Genomic DNA, 17651 nt, shown 5'->3' with positions numbered 1-17651 from the left:
GGATGTCCGGCACCACTCTCGCCGACTGGCTGCGCGCGCAGGACGACTCCGCGCTCGTGGCGCTGCTGCGCGCCCGGCCCGACCTGGCCACGCCGCCGCCGGCCGATGTGACCGTGCTCGCCACCCGGATCGGGTCGCGGGCCTCCGTCTCGCGGGCGTGCGAGGACCTCGACACGTTGGCGCTCAGCGTCCTGGAAGCCCTGTTGGTGCTGGACGCGGACGTGCGGCCGGTGCCGCTGGACCGGCTGTCCGCGCTGTTCGACGTGGACGTCCGGCCGACCGTGGGGCTGTTGCAGGACCGCGCGCTGGTGTGGGGTGACGCCTCCGGGTTGTCCACGCCGCCGGCCACGCGGGACGCGGTCAACCCGTTCCCGTGCGGGCTGGGGCGGTCCGTGCCCTCGCTCGCCGAGACTGACCTCGGGGTGTTGGGCGAGGACGAACGGCGGGTGCTGGGCGCGCTGGCGGCCGGGCCGCCGGTCGGGCAGACGAAGGACGCCGCGCACGTGGTGTCGTTGGCCAACGCCAAGACGCCGATCCAGAAGCTGCTGGCCAGGGGCCTGCTGGTGCGGCGGGACGCGATGACCGTCGAGCTGCCGCGTGAGATCGGTCTCAAGGTGCGCGGCGACCGTCCACTGGGTGAGATCCGGACGGCCGAGCCGCCGCTGACGACTGTGGAACGCGCGCCCGCGACCGTGGACAGCACGGGTGGCGGCGAGGCGCTGGAGCTGTGCCGGCACGTCGAGGGGCTGCTGGGGCTGTGGTCCGACGAGCCGCCGGCGGTGCTGCGGTCCGGCGGGGTCGGGGTGCGGGAGGTCCGGCGGGTCGCCAAGGACCTCGACGTGGACGAGCGGCGGGCCGCGCTGCTGGTGGAGCTGGTGGTCAACGCGGGGCTGGTCGCCGACAGCGAGGGCGCCGAGCCGGAGTGGGTGCCGACGACGCAGGCCGACTCGTGGCTGACCGCCGCACCCGAGCACCGGTGGGCGGCGCTCGCTCTGGCGTGGCTGGACCTGCCCCGGCTGCCGGGGCTGATCGGACAGCGCGACGACCGCGACCGGCTGCTCAACCCGCTGGCCCCGGAGCTGAACCGGCCGGGCGCGCCGCGGGACCGCAGGCGCGTCCTGGACGCCCTCGCGGCGCTGCCGCCGGGCACGGCCGTGCCGAACGTGGACGAACTGGCCGCCGTGCTGGCGTGGCGCGCGCCCCGGCGGGGTGGTCGGCTGCGGGACGAGTTGGTGCGGTGGACGGTGGACGAGGGCACGTCGGTGGGCGTGCTGGCGCTGGGCGCGCTGACCGGGCAGGGCCGGACGCTGCTGTCCGAAGGCCCCGGGCCGGCGGCGAAGCGGTTGGGTGACGCCCTGCCCGCGCCGGTGGACCACGTGCTGGTGCAGGCGGACCTGACGGTGGTCGCGCCGGGGCGGCTGGAGCCGGAGCTGGCGGAGGACATCGCGCTGGTCGCGGACGTCGAGTCGGCCGGCGGGGCGACCGTGTACCGGGTGCACGAGGGGTCCGTGCGGCGGGCGTTCGACGCCGGGCGGACCGCGGCGGAGCTGCACGAGCTGTTCCGGGCCAAGTCGAAGACCCCGGTGCCGCAGTCGCTGACGTACCTGATCGACGACACCGCCCGCAAGCACGGGCGGCTGCGCGGCGGGGCGGCCGGGTCGTTCCTGCGCTGCGACGACCCGGTGCTGGTCGCCGAGGTCGTGGCGCACCCGGCGGCGGAGCGGCTGGAGCTGCGCCGCATCGCGCCGACCGTGCTGGTGAGCCCGTACCCGCTGGCGGAGGTCATGGACGGCCTGCGGGCGGCCGGGTTCGCGCCCGCCGCCGAGGGGCCGGACGGGCGGGTGCTGGACCTGCGGGCCGCCGGTCGGCGGATCCCGGGCAAGGGCAGGCGGCGGACCGCTGTGCCGTCGGTGCCGTCGGACGAGCAGTTGGGCGAGCTGGTGCGGCTGGTGCGCGCGGGCGACCGTGCGGCGGCGACCACGGGTGGCGCGCGGGTCGCGGTGCCCGGCCACCTGGGCGCCGGGCCGTCGGCGACGCTGGACCTGTTGCAGCGGGCCGCGCGGGAGGGGCGCAGCGTGCTCGTGGACTTCGTGGACGGGCACGGGACCGCCGCCCGGCGGGTGATCAAGCCGCAGGTGGTCGGCGGTGGCGTGCTGGAGGGCGTGGACGTGAGCTACGGCGAGGTCCGGCGCTTTCCGCTGCACCGCATCACGTCGGCCGCGCTGGTCGAGGACGACCCTGCGTGATCCCCGAACGGGGAGTTTCAACACCCCACGGGGTTCCGGTGGTCTTTTAGTTTCTGTCGTGCGGCAAGAACGTCCGACACAGGGCCGCACCAGGGGCGGGCGTCACCCCGCTCGCCGGTCCCGCCAGGGCGGTCTCCCATGACGAGGCCGTCCCTGTGCGGGCCGTCGTCCACCGTGAGTTATCCCCGGACGGGTACCCGCGACCACCCGCCGGTGCCGCCGCGCTGACCTAGCGTCGAGATGGCTTGTTCCATGCGCGAACCAACTCGGGAGGAGTGGCGCATGTCCATCATCCGAAAGGTCCTGCTGGCAGTGGCGACGACGGCGGGCGCTCTGGCGCTGTCCGCGGTGACGGCGACGGCGTCCCCGGCGACGTCCGACCGCCACGGCGACGGCGACTGCGAGAACGACATCATCCACAGCATCGTCTTCGAGGGCGTCAACCAGTCCAACGACTGCAACAACCACCACGGCTGGTGGGGCGGGCACGACGGCGACGACTGGTCGGACGACCACGGCGACTGGTCGAACAACCACCACGGCTGGGACCACGGCGATTGGGACGACGACCACCACGACTGGGATGACGACGACGACTGGCACGACCATGACGACGACGACGGAGACCACTGGGTCTGGATCTGGAACATCGACTGACGGTTCCCGGACCTGAAGCCGCGAGCAGGGCGGTCTCCCGACCGGGAGGCCGCCCTGACGCGTGGCACCGGGCGAACGCGAACGGAGGGCCGGGCAGTGGCTCGTTCCTGGAAGGAAGTCAAAGCCGACAAGGCTCGGCGGGACCGGGCGGCCGGGCGTGACATGCGGCAAGCCCGCGAAGACGCGCGCAACCGCACCCAGGCGCTCGTCCTGAGCCATCGCGAAGTCGGCCGGAGCGCCGTCACCGCCTGACGCCGGGCAGCGCGAAGGGCGGCCCCGACCACGGGACCGCCCCCAAGCCGCACAACGGGATCAGCCCGCGCGCACCGACATCCACTGGCGCATCGCGTGCTCCACCAGCGTGATCAATGTCTGCTTCGTCGACTGCCGGTTCCGCGCGTCGCACGTCACGATCGGCACCGACTGGTCGATCGTCAACGCCTCCCGCACGTCCTCGATCCGGTGGTGCAGCAAACCGTCGAAGCAGTTCACGCCCACCACGTACGGCAGCTGCCGGTCGTCGAAGAAGTCGATCGACGCGAACGCGTCCGCCAACCGCCGCGTGTCCACCAGCACGATCGCGCCGATCGCACCCCGCACCAGGTCGTCCCACATGAACCAGAACCGGTGCTGACCCGGCGTACCGAACAGGTACAGGATCAGGTCCTGGTCCAACGACACCCGGCCGAAGTCCATCGCCACGGTCGTCGTGACCTTGTTCGGCGTCGCCGACAGGTCGTCGACCCCCGCGCTGGCCTCCGTCATCACCGCTTCGGTGGTCAGCGGAACGATCTCCGACACGGAACCGACGAAAGTCGTCTTGCCCACGCCGAAACCACCGGCGACCACGATCTTCGCGGAAGTCGTCGGCTTGCGAGCGCCTTCGGCCGCGTTGGGGCTAGAGCCTGCGAAGCCCACTGAGCACCCTCTCAAGGAATTCAATGGACGGCCGGTCCCCCACGACCAAGCCACCCTGGTGAATCAAAACCAAACCCATGCTCGCCATGTCACCGATCAACACCCGCACCACGCCCAGCGGGAGCCGCAGGTGCGCCGCGACCTCCGCCACCGAACGGGTGTCGGTGCACAGGCCGCAGATGGACCGGTGCTCCGGCAGCACGGCCGCGTCCCGCTCCATGCCCCGCTCGCTGGTGGACACCAGCGCCTCGATGGCCAGGTCGTAGTCCGGCCGCGTGCGACCGCCGGTCCGGGTGTACGGGCGGACCAGCGAGCCGGACTCGGCCGCGGGGTCCTCCTCGTGCCGCACGACCGGCTGCGGTCCGGTCGCGTAGGGCAGTTGTTCCGGAACGCTGTCGGGCAGGCCGTGGGCACCGAACAGGTCGGCTCCCGGACCTCCGAACAGGCCGCTGCCGTACCCGTCGATGTCGAACCGGTTGGGGACGTCGTCGTAGTCGTACGACGAGTCGTCAACCTCACGCTGAGACATATCGCCTAGCCCCTGCCCTGTGCCTTCTACCCGTGGCGGCTCGGCCGCCCGACCCGTCCACGAGTTGGATGCGTGCTCGGCTTCCTCGTCCTCTGCGGGGTCGGCATCCGGCTCAGCGAATTGGAAGCCACCGACCGCCCACTCCTGGTAGTTGAAGTTCCTACCGAAGCGGCGTCCGCCGGCGCCAGATCGTTCAGCCATTTACCGCTCACCCCCACGATCTCATGAGGACTACCGCCGAACCACGCCCTGGAGCTGCGCGCGCAGCTCCGGGGTGAGCTGCTGGCCGACGCGCTCGACCAGGAGGGTCATCTCGTACGCCACGAGACCGATGTCACAGTTCGGGGCCGCGAGGACGGCGAGGCACGAGCCGTCGCTGATGGACATCAGGAACAGGTACCCCCGCTCCATCTCGACCACGGTCTGGTTGACGGCACCGGCCTCGAAGCACCGCGCCGCGCCGGCCGTGAGGCTGACCAGTCCGGACGCGACGGCGGAGAGCTGTTCGGCGCGGTCCCGGGGAAGTCCCTGGGAGCCGGCGAGCAGCAGCCCGTCCGCCGACACGACCACGGAATGTGCCACACCGGGAACCCGGCGCACGAAGTCGGTGATAAGCCAACCAAAGCTGCCTGGCTGAGCTGCGGTCGTCACTCCTGCTCCTCGTCTTGCCGGCTCGACATGTCACCAGCGTAAGCGTCGATCAACGCGTGTCGCCCTCGACGGACGCCCTGCTGAAGACTCGACATGCGTCCGCGGATCGCGTCAGCGCTCCGCGGGGGCAGCGGGGGCCGCTGCTGCGGTTGCCGCTCCGCGGACGCGGTGGTCCTCGGTGCGGCGGATCCCGGCACAAGCTGAGCCTTGGGCACCCGCTTGGGCAACCCTGCCTGTGTCGTGGTCTCGGGGGCCTTGCTGAGCAGGGCCTGGGCCGCCTGCCAGCCCTCGTCGGCGGGCGACTGCCACACCGACTCGGCGGGCGCCGCGGCGGGTTCGGGCTCGACGACCGGCTCGGGCTCGGTCACGCGGGGCACCTCCGCGGCGCGCTTGGGCAGGTGGTCGGCCGAGCCGGGCTGCCGCTTGGGCAGTCCGCCTTCGGTGAACGGCCGGCCCTGGTCGACCTCGCGCGGCGCGACCGGCGGGTGCGCCGGGCCGCCTTCCGTGGTCGGCGCGACCGGGGGCACGGGCTGGGGCTTGCGGGTCGGCAGGGCAAGGGAGGCCTGCGGCGGTTGCGGAGCCTCCACGGCGGGCTCCGGGGCCGGCGGGACGTCCTGCGCGGTGGCCGCGTTGGTCTCGCTGCCCACGGCCTGGAACCACTGCGAGAGGACCGCCTCGTAGATCGGCAGCCGCTCGGTCGGGGCGTCCAGGTCGTCCCGGCTGGGCGCCGGGGCGGGTTCCGGCGCGTGCGGGGCCGAACCGTTGCGCTGCGCGGGCTCCACCTGCGCCGACTCGACGTGGGACGGTTCCGGGTGGTCGGCGAAGGCGTCCACCAGCGGTTCGCCCGCGAGCCGGCTGCCGATGGCCGGGGCGAACTGGGTCGTCTCGAACCCGTGTTGGTCGGCGTCGTCGTCCTCGTGCCGGTCGGAGTAGGCGGTGAACAGCGTGGGCTCGCCGAAGGAGCCGGACGGCTCGTTGTCGACGTCCCGCGCGGTGTGGTCGTCGCCCATCGGCAGCCACGGCTGGGAGATCTCGCCGGAGGTCTCCGCCGGGGTCTCGCCGAAGGACGGCAGGCCCGCCGCGTCCGGCTCGCCGTCGCTCTGCACGAAGCTGACCGGGAACGCCGGCTCGTCCTCGACGCGCGGCGTGGTCGCGGTGAACGCGCCGGCGATGCCGCTGGCCCGCTCGGCCGGGTTCGAGTAGGTCGTCGCGCCGCCCAGGGGTTCGCCGAACGCGGACACCTGGGGTTCGCCGAACGCCGAGACCGTCGGTGCCGCCGCGGCGGCACCGGGCGAGGACACCAGCGTCTCGGGGACGACGACGAGCGCGGTGGTGCCGCCCTCGATGTCCTCGTTGGCGCGCAGCCGGACCTTGATGTCGTGCCGCTTGGCCAGCCGCGCGACCACGTACAGGCCCATGCGGCGGGACACGGCGACGTCGACCTCGGGCGGGTCGGCGAGGCGCTCGTTGGCGTCGGAGATCTCCTGCTCGGCCATGCCGACGCCGCGGTCCTGGATCTCGATCGCCAGCTCGCCCTTGCGGGTGCGGGCGGTGCGCACGGTCACCTTGGTCACCGGGTCGGAGAACGCGGTCGCGTTGTCCAGCAGCTCGGCGATGAGGTGCACGAGGTCGTTGACCGCGCGGCCCTGGACGGTGAGCTCCGGGGTCTGGCCGACCTGCACGCGGGCGTACTGCTCGACCTCGGACACCGCGGCGCCCAGGACCTCGGCGGCCGGGACCGGGCGGGTCAGCCGGCGGGAGAGGTCCGTGCCGGAGAGGACCAGCAGGTTCTCCGAGTTGCGGCGCATGCGGGTGGCGAGGTGGTCCAGCTCGAACAGCGAGGCGAGCTGGTCGGGGTCCTGCTCGTCCTGCTCCAGCCGGTCGATCAGGTTCAGCTGGCGCTCGACCAGGGCCTGCGAGCGGCGGGACAGGTTGACGAACATCGCGTTGACGTTGTCGCGCAGCAGCGCCTGCTCGGCGGCCAGGCGGACCGCTTCGCCGTGGACCGCGTCGAACGCCCGGGCCACCTGGCCGACCTCTTCGCGGGTGGTGATCGGCACCGGCGCGATGGCGGTCTTGGCGGCTTCCTGCGGGTTCGGGTCCTTGAGGATGTGCGCGACCGCGTCCGGCAGGCCGTGGTCGGCGACCTCCAGGGCGGTGCGGCGCAGGGTGCGCAGCGGGTTGAGGATCGAGCGGGCCACGAACAGGGCCATCACGATCGCCAGCAGCAGCGCGCCGAGGACGATGATCGAGTCGTAGAGCGCCGCGGTGCGGGCCTCGCCGGTCAGCTCGTCGGTGCGGTTCTGCAGCTGCTCCAGCAGCAGGTTCTCCACGTCCCGGGTGAGGTTCACGGTCAGCGTGGACGCGATGTCCCACTTCTCCGGGCGCAGCGAACCCAGGCCCTTGCCGGCGGCGGCCAGGTTCAGCGCCGACTCCTGCATGTCGTTCGCGGTGTCGACGATCAGACCGGTGACGGTGTCGTCGTAGATCTTGGCCTGCTCGGGCGTCGCGGACTTGCGGAAGTCGTTGCGGGCCGCGTCCAGCTCGGCGTTCGCGGCGAGCAGTGCGCGGGTCTGGCCGGGGCCGAAGGAACCCCGCTGGAACACGTCGAGCATGATGCCGCGCTTGCGGGACTCCTGCTCCTTGACGCGCGCGATCGCGTTGGTGGCCAGGTGCAGTCGCACCAGCTCCGGGTTGTTGATCCCGGCGATGGCCTGCTCACCGAGGTCCAGGAGGCTCTCCACGGACTCGGAGTAGGTGCGCAGGACCGCGTCGGACGGGTACGCGGTGTCCCGCACGGCGTTGCGCAGGCTGTTGAGGCGGGTCAGCTGCTCGGAGGCGCGGCGGAACCGGGCCACCACGTCGTCGTCGAGGTCGCCGCTCAGCTCGGTGATCTTGGTCTTCAGCGCGTCGGAGGTGTCGTTCACCCGGCGCAGCTGCCGGTCGAGCACGACGCGGTCGAGCGACTTGCCCGACGCCACGTGGCTCGCGCTGAGGTCGCGTTCGCGCTGGAGCTGCTGGACCAGGTCGGCGACCGCCGACTCCAGCTGGATCTCGTTGGCGAGCCGGTTGAACTCGGTCGCGTCCTCCAGGTCGGACTGCACGCGCAGACCGCCCAGCGCGAGCGCCGCGACGGTCGGGATCAGCAGCACGGCGGCCAGCTTGGTGGGCAGCTTCCAGTTGCGCAGCCGCCAGCCCGCCGCGGTCGCGGCGTTCTTCTTCCGCACGTCGGTGCTCGGCCCAGCGCCCGTTGACTCGGTCACAGTTCCATCACGCAACGCAGCCAGTCCGTCACCCGTTCCGGGGCTTTCGGAACGTGGGGGCATCCCCACGCCAGCCTGGCTGGGACCTCTCTCTCGTCGGGCCACCCTGGGCTTCCTCTTCCGGCAGCAGTGTTCCCCGGCCTCTCCCCCGGACCGAAGCATGGACACGAAAAGTGGGCCGAATTGCAGCACAGAGGTGGTAGCGCCGGCTAGGCACCCCACCTTCGGCGGGGGCACGACGGTCCGCACGGACCTTGTGCCACCCGGCCGGTGAGCGTAGTGCCGCACCCCTGCCCCGGGGAAGACTCCGGAAGCACTCACCGTATCTGCCGGGACTGTCGTTTCACACCTCCGGGTGGTTACCATCCCCCGCATCGGCGTTTCCGGCCGAGAAATCAGTTGATCAATTGGACCGGCTCAAGAGGTCGTCGCGGCGAGAGGTGCCATGCCAACCCCAGCGCGTGTTCTCCGGCGTGCGGCAGCGTTGTTCGCGTGTGCCGCGACCCTGACGGCCTGTGGGCTGTTGCCCGGGACCGACGGCAACGACACACCCGAGGTGGAACGCAACACACTGCGCATCGGTGTGATGCCCGTCGTCGACGTCGCCCCGCTCAAGCTCGCCACCAACGAGAAGCTGTTCGAGAAGGCCGGCCTCTCGGTGCAGCTGGTGACGCTGAGCAGCGAGGAGGAGGGCCTCAAGCAGCTCGACACCACGCTGGACATCACGTGGGCCAGCCACGTGAACCTGTTCCGCACGGTCGCCGAGGGCACCCAGCTGCAGCTGCAGGGCGAGGCCTACCAGGCGGGCGTCAACACGATGGCGCTGGTCACCACCGACAACAAGTACGACGGCCCGGCCAGCATCGAGGCCCCGCGCATCGCCGTGAACAGCGACAAGGACATCGGCGCGCTGACCACCAAGGCCGTGCTGGACACCGCCGGCATCGAGAAGCAGCGGATCAACCTGCGCGTGATGCCGTTCGACCAGATGGTCAACGCGCTGCGCGCGGGCCAGGTCGACGCCGCGTGGATGACCGAGCCGTTCATCACCAAGGCGCAGAAGGACGTCGGCGCGCGGATCGTCACCGACACCGCGGTCGGCCCCACCAAGGACTTCCCGATGTCGGGGTACGCGTCGAGCAAGAAGTTCGCCGACGCCAACCCCAAGACGCTCGCCCTGTTCCGCCACGTCCTGCGGGAGGCGCAGCAGCTCGCGTCGAACAACAAGCTGGGCGTGCAGGACGCGCTGACCGGCTACGTCGACGTCGACCAGCAGACCGCCGCCCTGGTGTCGGTCGGCACGTTCCCGCTGTCGCTCAACCCGATCCGGCTCCAGCGGGTCGCGGACATGATGGACACCGAGGACGTCCTCCCGGGCCGCCTGGACGTCCAGGGATTGCTGCCACCGGGCACCACGAACTAGCGCCGAGCGACCGCTTGGTCGCACAGCGTGGCCATTTCCAGGGGCCTTCCACGTTGATCACGGGAAGGCCCCTTCGGCTATTTCGTCTTGGTCATGCAGATCGTGGTCGCGGGCTGTGAGTAAACGAACACCGTGTCGCCGCTCTTGCACTCGTTCTCGTCGGCGGTGTTCGCGACCTTGCTCACCTTGTGCGTGGCGGAAGAACCACAGGTCACCTTGGTGGTTTTGCCCGCGACAATCGTGCCCTCCTGCTTGAAGCAGTCGCCGTCCTTGGCGTTGAGGGTCAGGCACAGCTTGAAGCCGTCGCTGCGCCGGCCGCCGCTGTCGCGGTACTCGGCGTAGTCGCCGGTCGGGCAGGCCTTGGTGCTGCTGTCGAGGTTGACGGCGACCTTGAAGGCGGCTTCCGGGGAGTTGCAGTCGATCTTGTCGACGTCGGCGTTCGAGACCGAGGCGGAGTTGACCTTGATGCAGTCGCCCGCCTCCGCGCCGCCGGGGCTGTCCTTGCCCGCGATGAGGCCGGCGACCACGACGCCCACGATGGCCAGCACGACCACCGCGATCAGCAGCTTGGCACCGTTGGAGGTCTTCTGCTCGGGCCGGGGCGGGAACTCCGACTGGCCGGGCGGGAAGCCGGGCTGACCCGGGTACTGGGGCGGCTGCTGGAAGCCCGGCCGGCCCGGGGGTTGGGCTGGGAACCCACCGGAGCCGGGCTGACCGGGGTAGGCGCCCGGCTGCTGCCCCGGGTACCCGCCCGGCTGCTGCCCGGGGTACGCGCCCGGCACGCCGGCGAGGCCCGGCTGGCCCGGTTGTGGCTGGTAGGGCGGCGGGTAGCCGGGCTGCTGGTAGCCGGGCTGCGCGGGCGGCGGGTACCCCGGCTGACCCGGCTGGGCGGGGAAGCCCGACGGCTGGGACGGCGGGTAGCCGGGTGGGTTGCCGCCCGGTGGCGGGCCGTAGGGCGGGGGCGTGGTCACGCGTGTTCCTCTCGACGCTCGGGCGAGCCGGAACGTACCGCCGCCGACCCGCCCGCCGCAGCGGATTCCACGCATCCCCGACGCGGGTCACCCCACCGACCGGACCCGGCGTCAGGGGGTGTTCTTGGCCAGGCAGAACGTGACCGACGGCTCCGGGTAGGCCACCGTGCGGTTCGGCTCGCACGTCGTGGGCGCGCCGTGCGCGACCTTCACGACCTTGACCGCCTGGGCGTTGGTGCAGTCGACCTTGCGCAGGCCCGCCTTCTCGTCGCGGCCGTAGCAGGCGCCCTCGACGAAGTTCGGGATCAGGCACAGCGTGGTCGACCCGGTGAACCGGGTGTACTGCGCACCGCCCCGCGGGCACTCCGCCTCGGCGTCCACCACCTTGGCGACCTTCACGTTGGCCAAGTCGTCCGCGCAGCTCGCGGCGCGGTAGGTGGGCGACTCCGGGCGGCCCTCGATGCGCGCGCACTCGCCGGGTTGCGGGCGCGGCCCGCGGTCGCTGCCGGTCATCACGAACGCGTAGGCGTACGCCCCGACCGCCACGACGGCGACCGCGCCGATGACCCATCCGATCTTCCGCATGGTCTACGACATCGGCACGGCCGCCCGCCGGGTTGACCGGGTTCACCGCAAAGGGGTCACAGCTCCGCGGGAGCGAGGCAGTAGGTGACCTTGGGCTCCGGGTAGGACATGCCCGCGCTGTCGGGGCACCGGGACAGGTCGACGTCGCCCTCGATGACGTCGGTGACCTTGATCGTCTCCGGTCCCTTGCAGTCGGTCTTGACGAACCCGGTGCCGTCGTCGGGCTTGTAGCAGGCGCCCTTGGCCATGTTGGGCAGCAGGCACAGCTTGTAGCCGTCGCCCACGCCGGCCGCCGGGGACACCTCGGTGTAGAGGCCCTCCTCGGGGCAGGCCTCGTCGGAGGAGCCGAGGACCTTGCCGACCTTGTAGGAGGCCTCGTTGTCGTCGCAGTCGAGGGTCTTGACGTCGGCCCGGTTGTTCTCGTCCTGGCGGCCGATGCTGACGCAGTCCCCCGCGTCCGCCGTGGACCGCTCGCTGAGCACGAAGTACCCGGCGACGGCGACCGCGGCCAGCACGACGACCGCGAGCGCGCCGATCAGCAGCTTGCGCTTGGAGCCGGCCGGGCTCGCGGGGGCGGGCGCGTCGTCCTCGTGTTCCGGGGTGACCAGGTACCGGGAGGAGCCGTCGTGCGGCTTGGTCTCGCCCTCGGCGTGGGGCTTGGTCTCGCCCTCGGCGTACGGCTTGGTCTCGCCGGCGGGGGTGTCCGGCGTGATCGGGCCGGGCGTGGTCGCGCCGGGCGGCGTCGCGCCGAATGTGCTCGCCGGCGTCGCTCCGCCGCTCGTGGTGTCCGGCCCGTTCTCGCCGCCGGCCTGGGGCCGGCTCGGCTCGTCGCTCATGGTCATCCTCGCTGGACGGGTGCGCGTGACGCCACAGAAGGTAGCGGCACGCGCACCCGGCCCCGCGATCAGGCACCTGGGGTGGTCGTGGCACGAACATCCGATTCTTGCCACGGCCATTCGGAGCAGGTGTGCAATTTCGCCTACATGACACAACCTGACTTGACCCAAAGCCCCCAAAAGGAAGCTCAACCCTCGAAACTCGGACCAGTCCAGTCACCTGCTCCAGAAGCCGGAGCGGATTCCCCGATCACAATAGCGTGAGCGCACTATTTGATCAGCGCAGAACACCCAAGTGCCGCACGCGAAGCTTTGGAACTCAGTCGCTGGCGACGTCGCATGCCCAGGTGGCGTCATCGCGTGCGACACCCGCACTCTGCAACGTGAAGATGCAGCCGATGACCTGGCCCGCCTGCCCCTTCCCGCAACCAGCAGCGATCTGCTCGTTCGGAGGGTAACCCAACCCGCTGAGCAGCTTGACACATGCGATACCGTCAGCGTTCGCAGTTCCGCCGGTGAACGCCATCGCCGCCGCAGCGGCAATGGCGACCATCCCAATCCGGAAATAACGCATGATTTGCGCCCCCAACTCAACTCGATCAACAACGGATCAGAGCTTAGCAGGCACACCGCGGGCGCCGCTTGGGTTTCCCTTTGACATTGCCCGACGAGCCGGCGACCAGGCAGCCCGCCTGGCCTTACCGCCAATCAGCCGAAGTTTGCCTTCTTTCGGGCGAACCTAAAGGAATTGCACCGATAAGACTAGTTGCCATGCCGGCGCAAGGCTGATCAGCGGCTGTTAGGCCTTCCCGCACCAGCCGTTCGGCCGAGTCGGCTCGACCGGAACGGGTGGACAGATTCCGCGACGCGAAGCCGCGGCGCCGACCAGCCCGGTTCGCAACCGGAGTGGGCAGGCAGGCGTCAGCCGTCGGATTCCGCGCTCAGGCGTTCTCGGTAGGCGCGAGGCAGATGGTGAGCTTCGGCTCCGGGAAGGTCATCGCCACACCTTCGGTGCACGCGGTCTCGTTCTCGACACCGGTGGCCTTCTTGACCACCTTGTACGCCTCCGCGGTCGAGCAGTCGACCTTCGGTTAGCCGACCTCCAGCTTGGCAACCGCCCTCGTCGACCTTCGGCATCAAACACAGCTTCGAATCCGGGCCGCGGTTGGTGGTCTCGGTGCACTCGTCGTAGAACTCGCCACCGCACGACTCGCCCGTGCCGCCGAGCACCTTCCCGACGGTGTGGCGCGGGCGCGTCCGTGCTCATGGTGACCTTCGTTCACATCGGGGGTTCCCGGAATTCCACGCGTCGGGGCATGGCGGGAAGGTCTGGCACGCTATCGATCACCGATCCGGGCGTTCACAGCTTTATCAAACCGAAGCCGTGCGCGGAGCGTGACCGGACGGCCACGGCGGCGCGATCGACTTGCACCCGGTTGGAACACTGGAGGTACGCCAACGACAGGAGTGCGCTCTCGTGACCGACGGCCCTTTGATCGTCCAGTCGGACAAGACCCTGCTGCTCGAGGTCGACCACCCGCTGTCTGACGACGCGCGCACCGCCATCGCGCCGTTCGCCGAGCTGGAGCGCGCCCCCGAGCACGTCCACACCTACCGCGTCACGCCGCTGGCGCTGTGGAACGCGCGGGCCGCCGGGCACGACGCCGAGCAGGTCGTGGACGCGCTGGTCCGGTTCTCCCGCTACCCCGTGCCGCAGCCGCTGCTGGTGGACGTGGTCGACACGATGGGCCGGTTCGGGCGGCTCCAGCTGACCAACCACCCGGCGCACGGGCTGGTGCTGAGTTCCCTCGACCGGGCCGTGCTGGAAGAGGTGCTGCGGCACAAGAAGGTCAAGCCGATGCTGGGCAGCCGCATCGACGACGACACGGTGGTCGTGCACCCGAGCGAGCGCGGTCGGCTGAAGCAGTTGCTGCTCAAGATCGGCTGGCCGGCCGAGGACCTGGCCGGGTACGTCGACGGCGAGGCGCACCCCATCGACCTGGTCGAGGACGGCTGGAAGCTGCGCGACTACCAGCGGTTGGCGGCGCAGGCGTTCTGGGCGGGCGGTTCGGGCGTGGTCGTGCTGCCGTGCGGGGCGGGCAAGACGCTGGTCGGCGCGGCGGCGATGGCCGAGGCGCAGGCGACCACGTTGATCCTGGTGACCAACACGGTCGCGGGCCGGCAGTGGAAGCGGGAGCTGGTCGCGCGGACGTCGCTGACCGAGGACGAGATCGGCGAGTACTCGGGCGAGCGCAAGGAGATCCGCCCGGTCACCATCGCGACCTACCAGGTGATCACCCGCAAGTCGAAGGGCGAGTACAAGCACCTGGAGCTGTTCGACTCGCGCGACTGGGGCCTGATCGTCTACGACGAGGTCCACCTGCTGCCCGCGCCGGTGTTCCGGATGACCGCCGACCTCCAGTCCCGACGGCGCTTGGGTCTGACGGCGACGTTGGTGCGCGAGGACGGTCAGGAGGGCGACGTGTTCTCGCTGATCGGGCCGAAGCGCTACGACGTGCCGTGGCGCGACATCGAGTCCCAGGGCTGGATCGCGCCGGCCGAGTGCACCGAGGTCCGGGTGACCCTGACCGACAACGAACGCCTGGAGTACGCGACCGCCGAGGCCGAGGAGCGGTACAAGCTGTGCTCCACGGCGCGGACGAAGCTGCCCGTGGTGCGCGCGATCCTGGACCGGCACCCGGAGGAGCCGACCCTGGTGATCGGGGCGTATCTGGACCAGTTGGAGACGCTGGGCGAGGAGCTGGACGCCCCGGTGATCCAGGGTTCGACGAAGAACAAGGAACGCGAGGCGCTTTTTGATGCGTTCCGGCGGGGCGAGCTTCGGACCTTGGTGGTGTCGAAGGTGGCGAACTTCTCCATCGACCTGCCGGAGGCGTCGGTGGCGGTGCAGGTGTCGGGCACGTTCGGGTCGCGGCAGGAGGAGGCGCAGCGGTTGGGGAGGTTGTTGCGGCCCAAGGGGGATGGGCGGCAGGCGCACTTCTACTCGGTGGTGTCGCGGGACACCTTGGACACCGACTACGCGGCTCACCGGCAGCGTTTCCTGGCGGAGCAGGGTTACGCTTACAAGATCGTGGACGCGGACGACTTGCTGGGCCCCAAGCTCCCCGAGGTCCCGTAGCCCCGGGCGGCCACCCGATCGTGTGACATGCAGAATCCGGAACCCTTCCTCACCTCACGCGTCCCGTGATGTGAGGAAGGGTCGCGCGGCCACCCAACCACCCCACGCCCCCTTGCCCTACCCGCCACCACCCCGCACGAGCCGCGCCACGAAGCACCCAACGCCGCCACACCGCACCCGCCCCACCGCGCCCGCCGCACCGCGCCGCCCTCGCCGCACCCGCCCCACCGCGCCCACCGCACCGCGCCCGCCACTCCCGCGCCTCCGCCGCGCCCTCCCCGTGCCGCGCCCTCGCCGCGCCGCCAGCCCGGCTGCGCGCCGCATCACCCACACAACCGCATCCGCCACGCCGCGCACCCCGCCACTAACGCGCCCTGCCGTGGACAAGGCGGGTTGCGGTGTCGCGGTGGGAGGGATTGCGCTGGGTGGGAGTGGTTGGGAGGCCGCGGTGGGAAGGAGATTGGGGGTGGGTGCGGCGAGTGAAGAGGGGCGGGGGCGGGAGTACACGATCGGGGGACATGCGGGTTTGGGAACCGGGGTGGGGGTCGCGCGTCCCGGAGTAGGAGGAGGTCGCGGGGCCGGTGGGGAGTGAGTGGGCGGAGGGGGTGGAATGAGGGGGCGCTAGGTTGAGGGGTCGGTTGCGCCGGGGCTGGGTGGGTGGCTGCGGGATGACGGTGGTGGTGCGGCTTCGGCCGGTGCCTCGCTGGTGGGTTTGGCGGCCTGGGGCTGAGGTGGATGCGGCTGGGCGGCCTGGGGCAGAGCGGCGTGCGGCTGGGGCTGGGCGGGGTGCGAATGGGTGGGCTCAGGCCGGTGTGGGGGCGGCTGGGCGGGGGGCGGCTGTTGCGCGGGCTGTTCGGCGGGCTCGGGGGAGGCGGGGGCGATTATTGGCGGGGGTTGGGGTGGCGTTGTGTGGCGTGATCGGGGTGGTGGTGCCGTCGCCGGGCTGGAAAGTCGGGCTGGTGGGGGCGGTGCTGGTGGGGTTCGGCGTGGTGGGTTGGGTTCGGCCTCGGGTTTCTGAGTGGGATGTGGTGGTGGCGGCATCCGATCGGGATGTCGTGCACTGCGAGCAGTTCTCCGACCTTGAGCAGCGGCGGCGGGCTCGGCGGATGTGTGAGCACTTCCTGGCGGTCGCGGAGGTGTCCGACTCACCTTGCCTGCGGGGCGTGGAAGTGTTGCTGTGGCGGGCGTTGGTCGCGCTGAGGGAGAGCCTTGTGGTGCGGGACGCCCTGGCTCGCGCGGAGAACCGGGTGGGGTTGGCGGCGGAGATCGCCGAGTCGACGCGGGCGTTGGCGGAACTTGATCGGCGGGTGGACGAGTTCGCGGCTGCCTTGCGGATCGCCGTTGAGGAGGTTGCCGCGGAGGTCGGCGATACCGATCCCGAGTTGGCGGAGAGGGCGTTGCGGCGGGTGGCTGCGCTTGACCCGATCTAGCCTCGATCCGGCCCAGCCCTCGATCCGATCCGGGGAGTGGAGGGATTTAGGGTCGGCGGGTGTTGGTTTACTCGATTCCGCTGCGCAATCGGTTCCGGGGCATCACCGTTCGGGAAGGTGTCCTGGTCGAAGGGGCGCGGGGGTGGGGTGAGTTCTGCGCCTTTCTCGACTACTCGGACGCCGAGTGCGTGGCTTGGTGGCGGACGGCGGTCGAGGCGGCGGAGGTCGGGTGGCCGGAGCCGGTCCGGGAGTCCGTTCCGGTCAACTGCACGGTGCCGGTGGTGTCGCCGGAGCGTGCGCACGCGATCGTTGCCGCCTCGGGGTGTTCGACGGCCAAGGTGAAGGTCGCCGACCCGGGCACGCCGCTGTCCGACGACCTGGAGCGGGTCGCGGCGGTGCGGGACGCGTTGGGGTCCAAGGGCGCTGTGCGGGTCGACGCGAACGCGGCCTGGGACGTGGACACGGCCGTCCGGGCCATTCGTGAACTGGACAAGGCCGCGCAAGGGCTGGAGTACGTCGAGCAGCCGTGTCCGTCGGTGGAGGAGCTGGCGGCGGTGCGGCGGCGGGTGGACGTCCGGATCGCGGCGGACGAGTCGATCCGCCGCGCCGAGGACCCGCTGAAGGTCGCGGTCGCCGGCGCGGCGGACGTGGCGGTGATCAAGGTCGCCCCGCTGGGCGGGGTGCGGCGGGCGTTGGAGGTCGCCGAGGCGTGCGGGTTGCCGTGCGTGGTGTCGTCGGCGGTCGAGACGTCGGTCGGCATGGCCGCCGGGCTCGCACTGGCGGGCGCGTTGCCGGAACTGGACTTCGCGTGCGGCCTGGGCACACTGCCGCTGCTGGACGGGGACGTGGCAAGCGCTTCCCTGGTGCCGGTGGACGGGGCGCTGCCGGTGTTGCGGCAAGCGCCCGTGCCCGACCGGTTCGCGGAGTTCGCCGCTGATGAGGCCACCACGCGGAAGTGGTTGGACCGCGTGGCGAGGGTGCGGAACCTGTGACCCCCTGGCGG

General features: G+C 71.2%; 14 protein-coding genes. 6 read left to right on the top strand and 8 right to left on the bottom strand.

What is annotated here, in order from left to right:
- The first annotated feature begins 2 nt into the window (after positions 1 to 2).
- Both RIN75_RS11300 and RIN75_RS11295 read left to right on the top strand, forming a co-directional pair.
- Positions 3 to 2246: a helicase-associated domain-containing protein gene (locus tag RIN75_RS11300; protein WP_309111791.1), complete on the top strand. Its 2244-nt coding sequence runs from the start codon at positions 3 to 5 to the stop codon at positions 2244 to 2246.
- A gap of 282 nt (positions 2247 to 2528) precedes the next feature.
- The gene (locus RIN75_RS11295; RefSeq protein WP_309111790.1) at positions 2529 to 2903 is read left to right on the top strand and encodes a hypothetical protein; all 375 of its coding nucleotides are present in this window, start codon (positions 2529 to 2531) and stop codon (positions 2901 to 2903) included.
- A 312-nt stretch (positions 2904 to 3215) separates the two neighbouring features.
- On the opposite strand, the gene RIN75_RS11290 is transcribed toward RIN75_RS11295, so the two are convergent.
- Genes RIN75_RS11290 through RIN75_RS11275 form a run of 4 tightly spaced genes read right to left on the bottom strand, consistent with a single transcriptional unit; the run spans position 3216 to position 8264 of the window.
- The gene (locus RIN75_RS11290; RefSeq protein ID WP_033432210.1) at positions 3216 to 3821 is read right to left on the bottom strand and encodes an ATP/GTP-binding protein; all 606 of its coding nucleotides are present in this window, start codon (positions 3819 to 3821) and stop codon (positions 3216 to 3218) included.
- The gene (locus tag RIN75_RS11285; protein WP_309111789.1) at positions 3802 to 4551 is read right to left on the bottom strand and encodes a DUF742 domain-containing protein; all 750 of its coding nucleotides are present in this window, start codon (positions 4549 to 4551) and stop codon (positions 3802 to 3804) included. Before RIN75_RS11285 ends, RIN75_RS11290 begins: the two co-directional genes overlap by 20 nt.
- A 30-nt stretch (positions 4552 to 4581) precedes the next feature.
- Positions 4582 to 5001, bottom strand: a complete 420-nt coding sequence (locus RIN75_RS11280; RefSeq protein WP_189221129.1) for a roadblock/LC7 domain-containing protein — start codon at positions 4999 to 5001, stop codon at positions 4582 to 4584.
- Positions 4998 to 8264 (bottom strand): nitrate- and nitrite sensing domain-containing protein, encoded by a 3267-nt coding sequence (locus RIN75_RS11275; RefSeq protein ID WP_309111788.1) that lies wholly within the window; start codon positions 8262 to 8264, stop codon positions 4998 to 5000. Before RIN75_RS11275 ends, RIN75_RS11280 begins: the two co-directional genes overlap by 4 nt.
- A 556-nt stretch (positions 8265 to 8820) precedes the next feature.
- Here RIN75_RS11275 and RIN75_RS11270 point away from each other — a divergent pair.
- Positions 8821 to 9687, top strand: a complete 867-nt coding sequence (locus RIN75_RS11270; protein WP_309111787.1) for an ABC transporter substrate-binding protein — start codon at positions 8821 to 8823, stop codon at positions 9685 to 9687.
- Positions 9688 to 9764: 77 nt separating this feature from the next.
- On the opposite strand, the gene RIN75_RS11265 is transcribed toward RIN75_RS11270, so the two are convergent.
- From RIN75_RS11265 to RIN75_RS11250, 4 genes are all read right to left on the bottom strand, one after another.
- Positions 9765 to 10658 carry a hypothetical protein gene (locus RIN75_RS11265; protein WP_309111786.1) on the bottom strand — a complete coding sequence of 298 codons (894 nt, stop codon included), beginning with the start codon at positions 10656 to 10658 and terminating at the stop codon, positions 9765 to 9767.
- Positions 10659 to 10769: 111 nt separating this feature from the next.
- Entirely contained in the window at positions 10770 to 11243 is a 474-nt protein-coding gene (locus RIN75_RS11260; RefSeq protein ID WP_309111785.1) for a hypothetical protein, read from the bottom strand.
- A 56-nt stretch (positions 11244 to 11299) separates the two neighbouring features.
- Positions 11300 to 12079 carry a hypothetical protein gene (locus tag RIN75_RS11255; RefSeq protein WP_309111784.1) on the bottom strand — a complete coding sequence of 260 codons (780 nt, stop codon included), beginning with the start codon at positions 12077 to 12079 and terminating at the stop codon, positions 11300 to 11302.
- 319 nt (positions 12080 to 12398) lie between these two features.
- Positions 12399 to 12653 (bottom strand): hypothetical protein, encoded by a 255-nt coding sequence (locus RIN75_RS11250; RefSeq protein ID WP_309111783.1) that lies wholly within the window; start codon positions 12651 to 12653, stop codon positions 12399 to 12401.
- Positions 12654 to 13556: 903 nt separating this feature from the next.
- Here RIN75_RS11250 and RIN75_RS11245 point away from each other — a divergent pair.
- The 3 genes from RIN75_RS11245 (at position 13557) to RIN75_RS11235 (ending at position 17640) form a co-directional block, all read left to right on the top strand.
- Positions 13557 to 15218: a DNA repair helicase XPB gene (locus RIN75_RS11245; protein ID WP_309111782.1), complete on the top strand. Its 1662-nt coding sequence runs from the start codon at positions 13557 to 13559 to the stop codon at positions 15216 to 15218.
- A gap of 914 nt (positions 15219 to 16132) precedes the next feature.
- Positions 16133 to 16648, top strand: a complete 516-nt coding sequence (locus RIN75_RS11240) for a hypothetical protein (RefSeq protein WP_309111781.1) — start codon at positions 16133 to 16135, stop codon at positions 16646 to 16648.
- A 59-nt stretch (positions 16649 to 16707) separates the two neighbouring features.
- The gene (locus tag RIN75_RS11235) at positions 16708 to 17640 is read left to right on the top strand and encodes an o-succinylbenzoate synthase (RefSeq protein WP_309111780.1); all 933 of its coding nucleotides are present in this window, start codon (positions 16708 to 16710) and stop codon (positions 17638 to 17640) included.
- Positions 17641 to 17651: the final 11 nt, after the last annotated feature.

The organism is Saccharothrix sp. (assembly GCF_031180885.1).
Classification (GTDB): domain Bacteria; phylum Actinomycetota; class Actinomycetes; order Mycobacteriales; family Pseudonocardiaceae; genus Actinosynnema.
Note: the sequence above shows the minus strand (reverse complement) of the source record. Positions and strands in the feature narration are given on the sequence as shown.

Excerpts from the sequence above, each read along its gene's own strand:
- RIN75_RS11300 (WP_309111791.1), top strand. The coding sequence starts at position 3 with ATGTCCGGCACCACTCTCGCCGACTGGCTGCGCGCGCAGGACGACTCC.
- RIN75_RS11295 (WP_309111790.1), top strand. The coding sequence starts at position 2,529 with ATGTCCATCATCCGAAAGGTCCTGCTGGCAGTGGCGACGACGGCGGGC.
- RIN75_RS11285 (WP_309111789.1), bottom strand. The coding sequence starts at position 4,551 with ATGGCTGAACGATCTGGCGCCGGCGGACGCCGCTTCGGTAGGAACTTC.
- RIN75_RS11260 (WP_309111785.1), bottom strand. The coding sequence starts at position 11,243 with ATGCGGAAGATCGGATGGGTCATCGGCGCGGTCGCCGTCGTGGCGGTC.
- RIN75_RS11255 (WP_309111784.1), bottom strand. The coding sequence starts at position 12,079 with ATGAGCGACGAGCCGAGCCGGCCCCAGGCCGGCGGCGAGAACGGGCCG.
- RIN75_RS11250 (WP_309111783.1), bottom strand. The coding sequence starts at position 12,653 with ATGCGTTATTTCCGGATTGGGATGGTCGCCATTGCCGCTGCGGCGGCG.